Raw genomic sequence first — 14688 nt, 5'->3', positions numbered from 1 at the left:
GATGTCCGTGATGTGTTTCGATGGTGATGTGAGCAATGCCGGCGCGACCCACGGTGGACTGCGATGAGCGCCGCACCACAGCTCTCGCTCGGGGCGTTCCTGATGGCCACAGGCCATCACGTGGCCGCGTGGCGGCACCCGCAGGCCAGTGCCGACCCGCTGGTGTTCGAGCATTACCGCGAGATGGTGCGCATCGCCGAAGCCGCCAAGTTCGATGCGGTGTTCGTGGCCGACAGCCTGGCTGCGGCCGGTGGGCCGGTGGCGTCGCGGATGGCGCGCTCCAGCCTGTTCGAACCGCTCACGCTGCTGAGCGCGCTGGCGGTGGTGAGCGAGCGCATCGGCCTGATCGCCACCATGACCACCAGCTACAACGAGCCGTATCACGTGGCGCGCAAGTTCGCCTCGCTGGATCATCTGTCCGGTGGGCGTGCCGGCTGGAACCTGGTCACGTCCGATGCCGCCGACGAAGCATTGAACTTCAACCGCGACGCGCACTACGTGCATGCCGAGCGCTATGCGCGGGCGCGCGAATTCCAGCAGGTGGTCGCCGGGCTGTGGGACAGCTGGGACGACGATGCCTTCATTGCCGATACCGCCGCCGGCGTGCATTACGATCCGGCGCGGCTGCATGTGCTGGATCATCGCGGCGCGCACTTCCAGGTCCGCGGTCCGCTCAACATCGCGCGTGCGCCGCAGGGGCATCCGGTGCTGGTGCAGGCCGGCTCGTCCGAGCCGGGGCGTGCGCTGGCGGCCGAAACCGCCGAGGTGGTGTTCACCGCGCAATCGTCGCTGGCCAAGGCGCAGGCGTTCTATGCCGACATCAAGGGGCGGCTGGAACAGTTCGGGCGTTCGCGCGATGCGTTGAAGGTGATGCCGGGCGTGTTCATCGTGGTCGGGCAGAGCCAGGCCGAGGCGCAGGAAAAGTTCGAGCAGTTCCAGCAGCTGGTGGAGCCGGAGGTCGGCATCGCGCTGCTGTCGCGCATGCTGGGCAATTTCGACCTGTCCGGCTATCCGCCCGATGGCCCGTTGCCGGAGTTGCCGCTCACCGAAACCGGGCAACGCAGTCGCCAGCAGTTGTTCACCGAGCTGGCCGGGCAGGAGCAACTGAGCATTGCCCAGCTCGGCCGGCGCATCGCAGGCGGGCGCGGGCATTACAGCCTGATCGGCACGCCCACGCAGATTGCCGACGAGCTGCAGGCCTGGTTCGAGCAGGGCGCGGCCGACGGCTTCAACGTGCTGGTGCCGCATCTGCCCGGCGGCCTGGCCGATGTGGCCACGCACGTGGTGCCCGAGCTGCAGCGGCGTGGACTGTTCCGGCGTGACTATGCCGGGCGCACCTTGCGCGATCATCTGGGGCTGGCACGTCCCGTCAATCGCTTCAGCGCACGCTGACCCACCGGATACCTTGATGACCTATCTCGCACATCCCGATCGTTACGACCGTATCGCCTACCGCCGTGTCGGCCGCAGCGGCCTTGTGCTGCCGGCGCTGTCGCTGGGCCTGTGGCACAACTTCGGCGACAGCACGCCGATCGACACGCAGCGCGCATTGCTGCGGACCGCCTTCGACCTGGGCATCACCCATTTCGACCTGGCCAACAACTACGGCCCGCCGTATGGCAGCGCGGAAATCAACTTCGGCCGCCTGCTGCGTGAAGACTTCAGGCCGTATCGCGATGAATTGATCCTCTCCACCAAGGCCGGCTGGGACATGTGGCCGGGCCCGTACGGACAGGGCGGCAGTTCGCGCAAGTACCTGCTGTCCAGCCTGGACCAGAGCCTGCAGCGGCTGGGCGTGGACTACGTGGACATCTTCTACTCGCACCGCTTCGATGCGGACACGCCGCTGGAAGAGACCGCCGGCGCACTGGCCAGCGCGGTGCAGCAGGGCAAGGCGCTGTATGTGGGCGTGTCCTCGTATTCGGCGGCGCGCACGCGCGACATCGCCGCGTTGCTGCGCGAGTGGAAGGTACCGTTGCTGATCCATCAGCCGGCCTACAACCTGTTCAATCGCTGGGCCGAGCACGAATTGTTCGACGCAACCGACGAGGTCGGCGCCGGGGTGATCGCCTTCACCCCGCTGGCGCAGGGCCTGTTGACCGGCAAGTACCTCAATGGCGTCCCCGGCGATGCGCGGGTGAATCGTCCCGGTGGCGACTCGCTGCGGCCGGAACATCTGTCCGAGGCCAACCTGCAGCGCGCACGCGGGCTGGATGCCATCGCGCAGCGGCGCGGACAGAGTCTGGCGCAGCTGGCCCTGGCCTGGGTGCTGCGCGACCGGCGGGTGAGCTCGGCACTGTTGGGCGCCAGCCGCCCGGAGCAATTGATCGAAAACGTCGCGGCCTTGCAGACGCCCGAGTTCAGTGCGGACGAGTTGGCCGAGATCGATCGCTTTGCGGTCGAGGGCGGCGTCAACCTCTGGGAAAAACCGTCCACCGATTGGCAATGAGGAACACTCCGATGCGCTACCGTTTCTTGTTTGCTGGGTTGCTGTTGGCAGGCATCGCGTGGCTGCAACCCGCGTGGGCGGCCGAGCCGGCGCAGCTGCGTATCGGCTATCAGAAAGCGGTGTCCAGCCTGGTGCTGGCCAAGCAGCACCGGTTGCTGGAGCAGCGCTTCCCGCGTACCAGGATCACCTGGGTGGAATTTCCTGCCGGCCCGCAGCTGCTGGAAGCCCTGAACGTGGGCAGCATCGACCTGGGCGGTGCGGGTGACATTCCGCCGCTGTTCGCGCAGGCCGCCGGTGCCGACCTGCTGTACGTGGGCTGGGTGCCGCCCACGCCCAAGGCCGAGACCATCCTGGTGCCGGCCAAGAGCGCGCTGCAGCGCGTTGCCGACCTCAAGGGCAAGCGGGTGGCCTTCCAGAAAGGCTCCAGCGCGCACAACCTGTTGCTGCGGCTGTTGGCCAGGTCGGGCCTGGGCATGCGCGACATCACGCCGTTGTATCTGTCGCCGGCCAACGCACGCGCAGCGTTCGCGGCCGGGCAGGTGGATGCCTGGGCGATCTGGGACCCGTGGTATTCGGCATTGACGCTGGATGGCAGCGCACGCCTGCTCGCCAACGGCGAAGGGCTGGGACTGACCGGCGGGTTCTTCCTGTCCTCGCGCCGTTACGCCACCGCGTGGGGCCCGTTCGTGCAGCAGGTGATGGGCACGCTCGACCAGGCCGATGGCTTGCTGGAGCGCGACCGTGCCGGCAGCATCAAGGTGCTGGCGCAGGTCAGCGGGCTGTCGCCTGCGGTGGTCGAGCGCACGCTGGCGCATCGCCCGCCGGCCAGCGTGCAGCCGCTCAGCGCCGAGGTCATCAAGGCGCAGCAGGCCACGGCCGATCTGTTCTACGCGCAGCGCCTGTTGCCCAGGCGCGTGCTGGTGGCGCCGGCGGTATGGCGGGCGCCCGCGGTTGCCGCGGTGCAAGCGGCAGGCAAGCCGGCGGCGGGCAAGTGATGCGTGGAAGCAGGAATACACGCGCAGGCGTGAGCGCGCGCGCAAGTGGTGACGCGTGCCGAGTAACCCGGAGCGGGCAGATGCGTGCCGTCGTTTCGCTGCATCGCCCAACCAGCAAGGTCGCGCGATGAGTCGCCGCTCACGGCGTCTAAGCAACGTGCTGGTGCCCTGGCTAGTGCCGCTGGCCTTGCTGGTGGCCTGGCAGATCGCGGCCTCCGGCGGCTGGTTGCCGCAGCGCATCCTGCCTGCACCGGACGCGGTGCTGCGCGCGGCCATCACGCTCGTGCAAACCGGCGAGTTGTGGCAACACCTGGCCATCAGCAGCTGGCGTGCGGCGGTGGGCCTGGCCATCGGCGGCAGCATCGGCTCTGCGCTGGGCCTGCTCACCGGCGTGTCGCGCGTGGCCGAACGCCTGCTCGACAGCGCCCTGCAGATGCTGCGCAACGTGCCGCATCTGGCACTGATTCCGCTGGTGATCCTGTGGTTCGGCATCGATGAGGGCGCCAAGCTGTTCCTGGTGGCGCTGGGCACGTTCTTCCCGATTTACCTCAATACCTACCACGGCATCCGCAGCGTGGACCCGGCCTTGATCGAGATGGCGCGCAATTACGGCTTGCGCGGGCCGCAGCTGTTCGTCGATGTGTTGTTGCCCGGCGCATTGCCGTCGATCCTGGTCGGCTTGCGCTTTGCGCTGGGGCTGATGTGGCTGACCCTGATCGTGGCCGAAACCATTTCCGCCAGTTCCGGCATCGGCTATCTGGCCACCAACGCGCGCGAGTTTCTGCAGACCGACATCGTGGTGGTGGCCATCGTGCTGTATGCGCTGCTCGGCAAGCTGGCCGATCTGGCCGCACGCGGGCTGGAAGCCTGGTGGCTGGGCTGGCATCCGGCGCAGCAACAGCGTGCGGAGCTGCGTCGATGAGCGCGACCGCGACCGCGACCGGCCTGCCGCTGCGCTTGCGCGGCATCGGCAAGCGCTACGGCGACAGCGAGGTCTTGCGCGGCATCGACCTGGACGTCGCACCCGGCGCATGTGTGGCGGTGGTCGGGCGCAGCGGCTGCGGCAAGAGCACCTTGCTGCGGGTGATCGCCGGGCTGGAAGCGGCCGAGACCGGCACCGTCGATAGCGGCCATGCGCCATTGGCGGCGCAGCGCGATGCGGTGCGGCTGATGTTCCAGGATGCGCGCCTGCTGCCGTGGAAGCGGGTGATCGACAACGTGGCGCTGGGCCTGGGGCGCGCCGGGCGCGCGCAGGCACAGACGGCGCTGGACGCGGTGGGGCTGGGCACGCGCGCTGGCGATTGGCCTGCGGCGCTGTCCGGCGGCCAGCGCCAGCGCGTGGCCCTGGCGCGCGCACTGGTACACCGGCCGCGGCTGTTGTTGCTGGACGAACCGCTGGGCGCGCTGGATGCGTTGACGCGCATCGAGATGCAGCAGCTGATCGTGCAGTTGTGGCGGCAGCATGGCTTCACCCTGGTGCTGGTCACCCACGACGTGGCCGAGGCCAGTGCGCTGGCCGATCGCATCGTGCTGGTCGAGCACGGCCAGGTCGGCCTGGATCTGCCGGTGCCGGTGCCGCATCCGCGTGCACCCGGTGCGCCGGCCCTGGCGGACATCCAGGCGCAGGTGCTGTCGCGTCTGCTGGGGACCGCGCAGCTGCCGGCGCCGGCGGCCGCCGAAGATGCCGAGGACCCAGAGGACGCCAAGGATGTCGATGCGGGGCAGGGTGGTGCCACGCACGCCACTGTGCCGCTGCGGCGGATCGTCTAACGGGCGGGGCGTCGGCCTGGGGCTGCCCAGGCCAACACCAAGGCGCAACGCCAACGCGCAAAGCCAACATCGCGCAGCCACACAGCAGGCAGCGTGCACCGGCCTTGGTGCCCCGCATCTGCACCTGCGGCGCCCGCCACACCTTGAAACCCCGCACGGCAGCCGCATCTGCACGGTATCGCCGGCGTCGCCGGCCACCCGTTCAGAGGATTCCCCATGCGGATGGACAAGCTCACCTCGCGGTTCCAGCAGGCGCTGGCCGACGCGCAGTCGCTGGCCGTGGGCCGCGACCACAACATCATCGAGCCGGTGCACGTGCTGGCCGCGCTGCTCGACCAGAGCGGCGGCAGCACGCGCCCGCTGCTGTCGCAGGCCGGGGTCAACGTGCCGCTGCTGCGCGAGCGGCTGGGCGAGGCGCTGGATACGCTGCCCAAGGTCTCCGGGCAGGAAGGCAACCTGTCGATCGGCAACGATCTCAACCGCCTGCTCAACCAGACCGACAAGCTGTCCCAGCAACATGGCGATGCGTTCATCGCCAGCGAGTGGTTCGTGCTGGCAGCCGCCGACGATGCCAGCCCGCTGGGCGTGGCCCTGCGCGCGGCCGGTGGTGACAAGAAGAAGATCGAAGCGGCCATCGACAAGCTGCGTGGCGGCGAGACCGTGCAGTCGGAAAACGCCGAGGAACAACGCCAGGCGCTGGAAAAATACACCATCGACCTGACCGCGCGTGCGGAGAGCGGCAAGCTCGATCCGGTGATCGGCCGCGACGAAGAAATCCGTCGCACCATCCAGGTGCTGCAGCGGCGCACCAAGAACAACCCGGTGCTGATCGGCGAACCCGGCGTGGGCAAGACCGCCATTGTCGAAGGCCTGGCCCAGCGCATCATCAACGGCGAAGTGCCCGAAGGCCTGCGCGGCAAGCGCGTGCTGTCGCTGGACATGGGCGCGCTGATTGCCGGCGCCAAGTTCCGCGGCGAGTTCGAAGAACGCCTCAAAGCCGTGCTCAGCGACCTGTCCAAGAACGAGGGCCAGATCATCCTGTTCATCGACGAGCTGCACACCATGGTCGGCGCCGGCAAGGCCGATGGTGCGATGGACGCCGGCAACATGCTCAAGCCGGCACTGGCGCGTGGCGAGCTGCACTGCATCGGCGCCACCACGCTGGACGAATACCGCAAGTACATCGAGAAGGACGCCGCGCTGGAGCGGCGCTTCCAGAAGGTATTCGTCGGCGAGCCGACGGTGGAGGACACCATCGCGATCCTGCGCGGCCTGAAGGAACGCTACGCGGTGCATCACGGCGTGGAGATCACCGACCCGGCCATCGTCGCCGCCGCCACCCTGTCCAACCGCTACATCACCGACCGCCAGCTGCCGGACAAGGCCATCGATTTGATGGACGAGGCGGCCTCGCGCATCCGCATGGAGATCGACTCCAAGCCGGAAGAGCTCGACCGCCTGGAGCGCCGGCTGATCCAGCTCAAGATCCAGCGCGAAATGCTGAAGAAGGAAAAGGACGACGCCTCGCGTCAGCGCCTGGCCGACCTGGAAACCGACATCGACAAGCTCGAGCGCGAGTTCTACGACCTCAACGAGTTGTGGAAGTCGGAAAAGGCCGCACTGCAGGGCACCACCAAGGTCAAGGAGCAGATCGAACACGCCAAGCTGGAACTGGAAGCGGCGCAACGGCGCCAGGACTACGCCAAGATGAGCGAGATCCAGTACGGCGTGCTGCCGCAGCTGGAAAAGCAGATGGCGCTGGCCAACGAGGTCGAACACCACGACTTCAAGCTGGTGCAGGACCGCGTCACCGCCGAGGAAATCGCCGAGGTGGTGTCGCGCTGGACCGGGATTCCGGTCAACAAGATGCTCGAAGGCGAGCGCGACAAGCTGCTGCGCATGGAAGAGGAACTGCATCAGCGCGTGGTCGGGCAGAACGAGGCGATCCAGGTCGTCTCCGATGCGGTGCGGCGTTCGCGCGCCGGCCTGTCCGATCCCAACCGCCCGAGCGGCTCGTTCCTGTTCCTCGGCCCGACCGGCGTGGGCAAGACCGAGTTGTGCAAGGCGCTGGCGGACTTCCTGTTCGACAGCACCGAGGCGATGATCCGCATCGACATGAGCGAGTTCATGGAGAAGCATTCGGTGTCGCGGCTGATCGGTGCGCCTCCGGGCTACGTGGGCTACGAGGAAGGCGGCTACCTCACCGAGGCGGTGCGTCGGCGCCCGTATTCGCTGATCCTGCTGGACGAGGTGGAAAAGGCGCATGCCGATGTCTTCAACATCCTGCTGCAGGTGCTCGACGACGGCCGCCTCACCGATGGCCAGGGCCGCACGGTGGACTTCCGCAATACCGTCATCGTGATGACTTCCAACCTGGGCTCGCACCAGATCCAGGAGCTGTCCGGCGACGGCAGCGCCGAGGCGTACACGCAGATGAAGGCGGCGGTGATGGGGGTGGTGCAGGCGCATTTCCGCCCGGAGTTCATCAACCGGCTGGACGACATCGTGGTGTTCCATCCGCTGGACAAGGCGCAGATCAAGTCGATCGCGCGCATCCAGTTGCATGGGCTGGAAAAACGCCTGTCCGAGCGTGGCCTCAAGCTGGACCTGGACGATGCGGCGCTGGAATTGCTCGGCAATGTCGGTTTCGACCCGGTGTATGGCGCGCGCCCGCTCAAGCGCGCGATCCAGTCGCAGGTGGAGAACCCGCTGGCCCAGCAGATCCTGTCGGGCCACTATCTCAGCGGCGACACCGTGCAGGTGCGCGCTGAAGGTGGGCGGCTGGCATTCACCAAGGGCTGAGGCGCAGCACCGGTTATGCGCGCGCATGCGCAGGGCAGGCATCTGGAGTTCGGTAAGGCTTGATTGGAGGGCGAGTCGTCCCGCAGGATGCGGGGGCGGCTCGCCTGCGGCATGCGGGTCACTTTGGCGCCTAGTGAATTGCCGCGCTCTGCTCCCGTCGAACACCTCATCTGGCAAGGAACTTCAGATGCGTCTTGCGTATGTTTCGATCTATGTCGGCGTCGCCTTGGGATTAACAGGTGCCCTGCACGCAGCGGAAGTGCCGGATATTTTCGCCGCGCTCAAGGCCTACGAGGCGGAGGACTACGCGGGTTGTGCCCAGGTGATGGCCGCACTGCAGCGCTCCTCCGGCGAACTGCCGCAAAATGGCGAACTCCTGCGCGCAGAGTGTCTGGCGGCAGCGAAACAGACCGACGAGGCGATACGCTATCTCGAGCAGGAAATTCCACGGGGGCGAATCTCCATCGAGGATCTGCGCAGCAAGGACCGGCCCGGCCTGAATCGGCTGCGAAAGACGGATGGGTGGCCTGCGCTGTTGGCTAAGGCCGAACGCATCAGTGCGCAGCAGCAGATGGCGTTGAATCCGCAATTGCGGCAGGAACTGCTTGCGCGCGTAGAGAAGGACCAGCATGCGCAAAATGCAGCAATCACCGCTGGAGGCAAGCCAGCCGACTGGGCATCGATCGTGCCGGTGATGCGCGAAAACACCGAATGGCTCAAGCAGGTCGTCGCGACGCAGGGATGGCCAGGACGGCGCCTGGTGGGCGAAGATGGCGCCAACGCAGCGTGGACCTTGGTGCAGCATGCCGACGCCGATCCGGCGTTTCAGGCGCAGGCTCTGGCCCTGATGGAAGCGGCGCTTGCCAGGCACGATGTGGCGCCCGACGATGTTGCGCTGCTCACAGATCGTGTCCTGCGTGCGCAAGGGAAGCCTCAGCGCTACGGCACCCAATTCGTGACCGGTCCCGATGGCGGTAAGTCGTTGGCGCCTACCGAGGACCTGACAGGTCTGGATGCGCGGCGTCGCCGCATGGGCTTACCTCCAATGGACCAGTACAAGCGGATGTTGGAAGACGTCTACCATCGGCCGGTGCACTGATTGTTGGTGGTGAGAGCGGCGTCGCCTGCGTGCGCGGCATGCAGGCGGGTTTGCTGAATGACCTGACCTCTGGCGATGTCGTCATAGCCGGCTGTCATGAGGTGCGGGTCGGTGGCCGCGTATCGTCAGGCTCCTTGTCCAACAGCGAGCCGCGCCATGACCGATCCGCAGTGGAAGCCCGAAACCATCGCCGTGCACGGCGGCTACAAGCCAGATCCCACCACGCGGGCGGTGGCGGTGCCGATCTACCAGACCGTCGCCTACGCCTTCGACGACACCCAGCATGGCGCGGACCTGTTCGACCTCAAGGTGCAGGGCAATATCTACAGCCGCATCATGAATCCGACCAACGACGTATTGGAGCAGCGCGTGGCGGCGCTGGAAGGCGGCATTGGCGCGCTGGCGCTGGCGTCGGGGCAGGCCGCGGTGACCTATGCGATCCAGACCATTGCCGAGGCCGGCGACAACATCGTCTCCTCCAGTGCGTTGTATGGCGGCACCTACAATCTGTTCGCGCATACCTTGCCGCAGTTCGGCATCGGCACGCGCTTTGCCGACTATCGCGATCCGCAGGCGTTTGCCGGCTTGATCGACGAACGCACCAAGGCGGTGTTCGTCGAGTCGATCGGCAATCCACGCGGCAACATCACCGATATCGAGGCGGTGGCGGCAGTGGCGCACGCGCACGGCGTGCCGCTGATCGTGGACAACACCGTGGCCACGCCGTCGCTGCTGCGCCCGATCGAGTTCGGTGCCGACATCGTGGTGCATTCGTTGACCAAGTATCTGGGCGGCCATGGCAACAGCATCGGCGGGGCGATCGTGGACAGCGGGCGCTTCCCGTGGGCAGCGCACAAGCAGCGGTTTCCACGCCTCAACGCGCCGGACGTGAGCTATCACGGCGTGGTGTACACCGAAGCGCTGGGCGAGGCGGCGTACATCGGCCGTGCGCGCGTGGTGCCGCTGCGCAATACCGGCGCGGCGTTGTCGCCGTTCAATGCGTTCCTGATCCTGCAAGGCATCGAAACGCTGCCGCTACGGATGGAGCGCATCAATGCCAACACGCTGGCAATAGCGACGTATCTGCAGCAGCACGCGCGGGTTGCCTGGGTCAATTACGCCGCGCTGCCGGATCATCCGGAGCATGCGTTGGCGCAGAAGTATCTGGGCGGGCATGGCTCGGGCGTGCTGACCTTCGGCCTGCCCGGCGGTCGTGCGGCAGGCGCGCGTTTTCTGGACGCGCTGCAATTGTTCACGCGGCTGGTGAACATCGGCGATGCGAAGTCGCTGGCCACGCATCCGGCATCGACCACGCACCGTCAGCTGGGCCCGGCCGAGCTGGAACATGCCGGCGTCAGTGAAGACACCGTGCGGCTGTCGATCGGGATCGAGCACATCGACGATCTGCTGGCCGATCTGGAGCAGGCGCTGCAGGGAGCATGAGGTTGTACGCCCGCCTTTAAGCGCAGGAACGCAGAGCCTCGCTCTCTTCGGGGCACCAAGGCACGGGCTGCGCGCCAGCTTCACCTGCGCCTTGGTGCGCCCGCGCTGCTGGCGCGGGCCGGGGCGCGGAGTGGGAGTGGTACGGCGATGCACGGTGCCTGTGGGTACTGGCTTCGGTAGGGGCGGCAGCGCGGCCGGGGACCGGCTCCTCGGCTCGGTCAGACATCCTGTCTGACTCGCCGTCGCGGCACATCCGTGTGCCGCTCTCCGCCAATCCCCGGCCGCGCTGCCGCCTCGGCACGTCGCTTCCATGCCCTGGAAACCTTGAACAAGCCAGCAACGCGTGATTTGAAGCTCCCGTTACTGTTGGGCACCAATGCACGGGTTGCGCGCCAGCTTCACCTGCGCCTTGGTGCGCCCGCGCTGCCGCCTCGGCGCGTTGCTTCCATGCCCTGGGAAATTCGAGCCTCCCACCGACGCGTGGCTGGATTTGGGGCGTGCCGACGCGCAGCGCCTGGCCGGTTGCCAGCGCGCGCCGGCGCCCCTAGCCAATCCTGCTACCATGCGCGCCCCTGAGGTGACTGCCGCGGTTGCGGTGGTTTAAACGGGAATCCGGTGCGCGGATCGCCTTGGCGAACTGCAATGCCGGAGCTGCCCCCGCAACGGTGGGCGAGGTCAGGTGCCGCAACACGCCACTGTGCAGTCGCATGGGAAGGCGCGGCATCGGAGGCGCAGGCCTCCACTCGCGAGCCCGGAGACCGGCCTGAGGGAGTGAACCGGCACGCGGTGGGCGTGGCCTTGCTCGTCTGGCGCTGCCGCGTTGGACGCCTGGCCCGTTGCTGTCTGCCGCCCCCATTGCCCCCGCGCGGGTAGGCGCGGTTCGAGGAGCAGCAGTCGATGTCCGTTTCTTCCGTTTTGCCGCGTCGTGCGGTGCTGGCCGCAGGCCTGTCGCTGTGCGTGGCCCACCTGGCCCATGCCGAGGCCGCCATCGATCTCGACCAGGTCGTGGTCACTGCCTCGCGTACTGCGCAGGCCCAGGACCAGACGCTGGCGCCGGTCACCGTGATCGACCGCGCGCAGATCGAGCGTCGCCAGGTGAATTCGCTGCAGGACCTGCTGCGTGGCGAAGCCGGGGTGGCGCTGGCCAACAACGGCGGCCCGGGCAAGCCGACCTCGCTGTTCCTGCGCGGCACCGAATCGGACCAGGTGGTGGTGCTGATCGATGGCGTGCGCATCGGCTCGGCCACCTCGGGCGGCGCGGCGTTGCAGGACCTGCCGATCGAGCAGATCGAGCGCATCGAAATCGTGCGTGGCCCGTTCTCCAGCCTCTACGGTTCCGAGGCGCTGGGCGGGGTGATCCAGATATTTACCCGGCGCCCACAAGGCCGCTACGTGCCCACCTTCAGCGCGGCGGCCGGCAGCGATAATGCGCGTCGCTACACTGCAGGTGTGGCCGGGCGCAGTGACGGCGATCTGAGTGAAAGCGGTGGCTGGTACTCGGCCAACGCGGTGCATGACGAAACCGATGGCATCAACGCGTATCTGGACACCAGCTCCAGCGACTACGATCCGGATCGCGATGGCTACCGCAACGATTCGCTGAGCGTGCAGGGCGGCTGGCGCTTCAATCGCCAGTGGGACGCCGACGTGCACGGCCTGCGCGCGCAGAGCCGCAACGAATACGACGGCTCGGCCTTCGGCGGCAACCTGTCCAAGGGCGTGCAGCAGGCGGTCGGTGGCCGCGTGCATTACACGCCCACCGATGCGCTCAAGCTCACCGCCAGCGTCGGCAGCAGTTCCGACTTCAGCGATGCGTATTACGACGGTGCGTATGTGTCCACCTATGACACCCGCCGCAAGCAGGGCGCGTTGCAGGCCGACATCGCTGCCGGCGCGGGCCTGCTCACGGTCGGCTTCGACTGGCAGCGCGACGCCATCGCCAGCAGCGACACTTACAATGCCGACAGCCGCATCGACCGCGCCGCATTCGCGCAGTGGCAGCAGAGTTTCGATACGCAGTCGGTGCAGGCCAGCCTGCGTCGCAACGACAACAGCCAGTTCGGCGGCAAGACCACCGGCAGCCTGCTGTGGGGCTGGGATGTTGCCGAGCATCTGCGCCTGACCGCCAGTTACGGCACCGCATTCAAGGCGCCGACCTTCAACGAGTTGTATTACCCCGATTTCGGCAACCCGTTGCTGGGGCCGGAAACCTCCCGCAGCGCCGAGCTCGGCCTGCGCGGCAGCTACGACTGGGGCACCTGGACGCTGCGCGCATTCCAGACCCGCATCGACGACCTGATCGCCTACGACGCGGCGCTGGTGGATGCGGCGCATCCGTTCGGGCAGCCGAACAATATCGACCGGGCGCGCATCCGCGGGGTGGAAGCCGGCTACGACACCGAGCTGGCCGGCTGGACCGTGCGCAGTGCCTTGACCTGGCTGCAGCCGGAAGCCGATGGCGGCATCAACCAAGGCAACTGGCTGCCGCGGCGTGCGCGGCAGAGCGGGCGCATCGATGCGGACCGCAGCTTCGGGGCATTCGGCGTCGGTGCGAGCCTTTTCGGCTCCGGCAAGCGGTTCGACGATCTGGCCAACACCGAGCGCCTGGCCGGTTACGGCTTGCTGGATCTGCGCGTGAGCTATGCGGTGACTGCAGACTGGAAGGTCTCGCTCACCGCCAACAACGTGTTCGACCGCCAGTACGAAACCGCACGCTGGTATGCGCAACCGGGGCGCAATTATCTGCTGACCCTGCGCTATCAAGCCGCGCAGTAAGCGCGGCGGCTGCACCGGCCATGGCCGCTGAGCGGCCGCACACGCCGGGCACCGACACGGGCCCTGGAAGAGACGCAGTGGCAGATCCGCGCGTGGGTGCGAGGCCCTGCTCGCCACCCCGCCGCAACGGCCGGGGCAGCTCGTGCCGGTCGGCAACCAGGTGGGGCAGGGCAGCGTGCCGTGGGGCGAACTCACGCGTCGATTTGTCGATCAGGCCGGGCGGCTGCACCGGGCATTGACGCTACAGTGCGAGCGCGTGCTGCGGGTGGTGGCAAGTGTGCCGATGGTTCTGAAGGGAGAGGCGGTGTGACAAGCGATTGGATTCATGGTGCCTGCGCGGTTCCGGACGCGCGCGTGCGCGCGGCTGCGTTGGCGCGGCAGGAACAACTGACCAAGCCGGCCGGTGCGCTGGGCCGGCTGGAACAGCTGGCGGTGCAACTGGCGGCCTGGCAGCGCAACGAGCATCCCACCGTGCAGCGGGTCTGGATCGCGGTGTATGCCGCCGACCACGGGGTTGCCGCCGAGGGCGTGTCTGCGTTCCCGCAGGCGGTCACCGGCGAGATGGTGCGTAATTTCGCCCGGGGTGGCGCCGCCATCGCGGTGCTGGCGCGCGAGCTCGGCGCACGCCTGGAAGTGGTGAACCTGGGCGTGGTCAACGACCCGGGCGAGTTGCCGCGGGTGCGGCGTGCCTGGATCGCGCCGGCCAGCGCCAATATCTGCGAACAGCCGGCGATGACCACCACCCAGTTGCGCGATGCACTGGCCGCAGGCGCCGAAAGCATTGCGCAGGCAAAGAGCTGCGACACCCAGCTGTTTGTCGGTGGCGAAATGGGCATCGGCAATACCACCTCGGCCGCGGCACTGGGCTGCGCGCTGCTGTCGCACTTTCCGCAGGCGATGGCCGGTGCCGGCACCGGGCTGGATGCGGAGGGCATCGCCCACAAGGCCACCGTGATCACCCGTGCGCTGGCCCTGCATGCCGATGCCTCCACCGCGCTGGAGCGGCTGCGCCGGCTGGGTGGTTTCGAGATCGCCGCGTTGGTCGGCGCCTACATCGCCGCGGCGCAGGCCGGGATTCCGGTGCTGGTGGATGGCTTCATCAGCACCGCCGCAGCGCTGGTCGCCACCCATCTCAATGGCGGCGTGCACGAGTGGCTGCTGTTCGGGCATCGCTCGCAGGAGCGCGGCCATGCCGCCTTGTTGCGCGCACTCGAGGCCGAACCGCTGCTGCAGCTGGATCTGCGCCTGGGCGAGGCCAGCGGCGCAGCGGTAGCGATTCCGCTGCTGCGCCATGCCTGTGCCTTGCACAACGGCATGGCCACCTTTGCCGAAGCCGGCGTGTCCGACGCATGAGT

10 protein-coding genes, 1 pseudogene and 1 riboswitch are annotated in these 14688 nt (G+C 67.6%); all 11 genes and pseudogenes read left to right on the top strand.

The features are described from left to right. The first annotated feature begins 63 nt into the window (after positions 1-63). A complete protein-coding gene (locus C0541_RS15370; protein ID WP_115049610.1) occupies positions 64-1392 on the top strand; it encodes an LLM class flavin-dependent oxidoreductase in 1329 nt (442 codons plus the stop codon). Positions 1393-1408: 16 nt separating this feature from the next. After that, positions 1409-2449: an L-glyceraldehyde 3-phosphate reductase gene (gene mgrA, locus C0541_RS15365; protein ID WP_115049608.1), complete on the top strand. Its 1041-nt coding sequence runs from the start codon at positions 1409-1411 to the stop codon at positions 2447-2449. Positions 2450-2460: 11 nt separating this feature from the next. Next, positions 2461-3444 (top strand): aliphatic sulfonate ABC transporter substrate-binding protein, encoded by a 984-nt coding sequence (locus C0541_RS15360; protein WP_115049606.1) that lies wholly within the window; start codon positions 2461-2463, stop codon positions 3442-3444. 127 nt (positions 3445-3571) lie between these two features. Further along, the gene (gene ssuC, locus C0541_RS15355; protein ID WP_115049604.1) at positions 3572-4366 is read left to right on the top strand and encodes an aliphatic sulfonate ABC transporter permease SsuC; all 795 of its coding nucleotides are present in this window, start codon (positions 3572-3574) and stop codon (positions 4364-4366) included. Further along, positions 4363-5214, top strand: a complete 852-nt coding sequence (locus tag C0541_RS15350; protein WP_238601335.1) for an ATP-binding cassette domain-containing protein — start codon at positions 4363-4365, stop codon at positions 5212-5214. Before ssuC ends, C0541_RS15350 begins: the two co-directional genes overlap by 4 nt. A gap of 216 nt (positions 5215-5430) precedes the next feature. Next, a complete protein-coding gene (gene clpB / locus C0541_RS15345) occupies positions 5431-8016 on the top strand; it encodes an ATP-dependent chaperone ClpB (RefSeq protein WP_115049602.1) in 2586 nt (861 codons plus the stop codon). 187 nt (positions 8017-8203) lie between these two features. Continuing rightward, on the top strand, positions 8204-9115 hold the full coding sequence (locus C0541_RS15340; protein WP_153064994.1) for a DUF6624 domain-containing protein: 912 nt from the start codon (positions 8204-8206) through the stop codon (positions 9113-9115). Positions 9116-9271: 156 nt separating this feature from the next. After that, a complete protein-coding gene (locus C0541_RS15335; protein ID WP_115049598.1) occupies positions 9272-10558 on the top strand; it encodes an O-acetylhomoserine aminocarboxypropyltransferase/cysteine synthase family protein in 1287 nt (428 codons plus the stop codon). Between the two features lie 558 nt (positions 10559-11116). Beyond that, positions 11117-11339, top strand: a riboswitch (cobalamin riboswitch). Positions 11340-11455: 116 nt separating this feature from the next. Beyond that, positions 11456-13333 carry a TonB-dependent vitamin B12 receptor gene (gene btuB, locus C0541_RS15320; RefSeq protein ID WP_115049596.1) on the top strand — a complete coding sequence of 626 codons (1878 nt, stop codon included), beginning with the start codon at positions 11456-11458 and terminating at the stop codon, positions 13331-13333. An 88-nt stretch (positions 13334-13421) separates the two neighbouring features. Continuing rightward, a pseudogene (locus C0541_RS15315) lies at positions 13422-13643 on the top strand (bifunctional adenosylcobinamide kinase/adenosylcobinamide-phosphate guanylyltransferase); the annotation flags it as partial. Next, on the top strand, positions 13640-14686 hold the full coding sequence (gene cobT / locus C0541_RS15310; protein WP_115049592.1) for a nicotinate-nucleotide--dimethylbenzimidazole phosphoribosyltransferase: 1047 nt from the start codon (positions 13640-13642) through the stop codon (positions 14684-14686). The pseudogene C0541_RS15315 and the gene cobT, both read left to right, overlap by 4 nt. Positions 14687-14688 lie beyond the last annotated feature (2 nt).

Source organism: Xanthomonas arboricola (assembly GCF_003353015.1).
Classification (GTDB): domain Bacteria; phylum Pseudomonadota; class Gammaproteobacteria; order Xanthomonadales; family Xanthomonadaceae; genus Xanthomonas; species Xanthomonas arboricola_E.
The sequence above is the reverse complement of the archived record's forward strand: the minus strand, read 5'-3'. Positions and strand labels throughout refer to the sequence as shown.

Bases quoted from the DNA above. Each gene is read 5' to 3' on its own strand.
- clpB (WP_115049602.1), top strand. From the start codon at position 5,431: ATGCGGATGGACAAGCTCACCTCGCGGTTCCAGCAGGCGCTGGCCGAC.
- C0541_RS15360 (WP_115049606.1), top strand. From the start codon at position 2,461: ATGCGCTACCGTTTCTTGTTTGCTGGGTTGCTGTTGGCAGGCATCGCG.
- ssuC (WP_115049604.1), top strand. From the start codon at position 3,572: ATGAGTCGCCGCTCACGGCGTCTAAGCAACGTGCTGGTGCCCTGGCTA.
- C0541_RS15350 (WP_238601335.1), top strand. From the start codon at position 4,363: ATGAGCGCGACCGCGACCGCGACCGGCCTGCCGCTGCGCTTGCGCGGC.
- btuB (WP_115049596.1), top strand. From the start codon at position 11,456: ATGTCCGTTTCTTCCGTTTTGCCGCGTCGTGCGGTGCTGGCCGCAGGC.
- C0541_RS15370 (WP_115049610.1), top strand. From the start codon at position 64: ATGAGCGCCGCACCACAGCTCTCGCTCGGGGCGTTCCTGATGGCCACA.
- C0541_RS15335 (WP_115049598.1), top strand. From the start codon at position 9,272: ATGACCGATCCGCAGTGGAAGCCCGAAACCATCGCCGTGCACGGCGGC.
- C0541_RS15340 (WP_153064994.1), top strand. From the start codon at position 8,204: ATGCGTCTTGCGTATGTTTCGATCTATGTCGGCGTCGCCTTGGGATTA.
- mgrA (WP_115049608.1), top strand. From the start codon at position 1,409: ATGACCTATCTCGCACATCCCGATCGTTACGACCGTATCGCCTACCGC.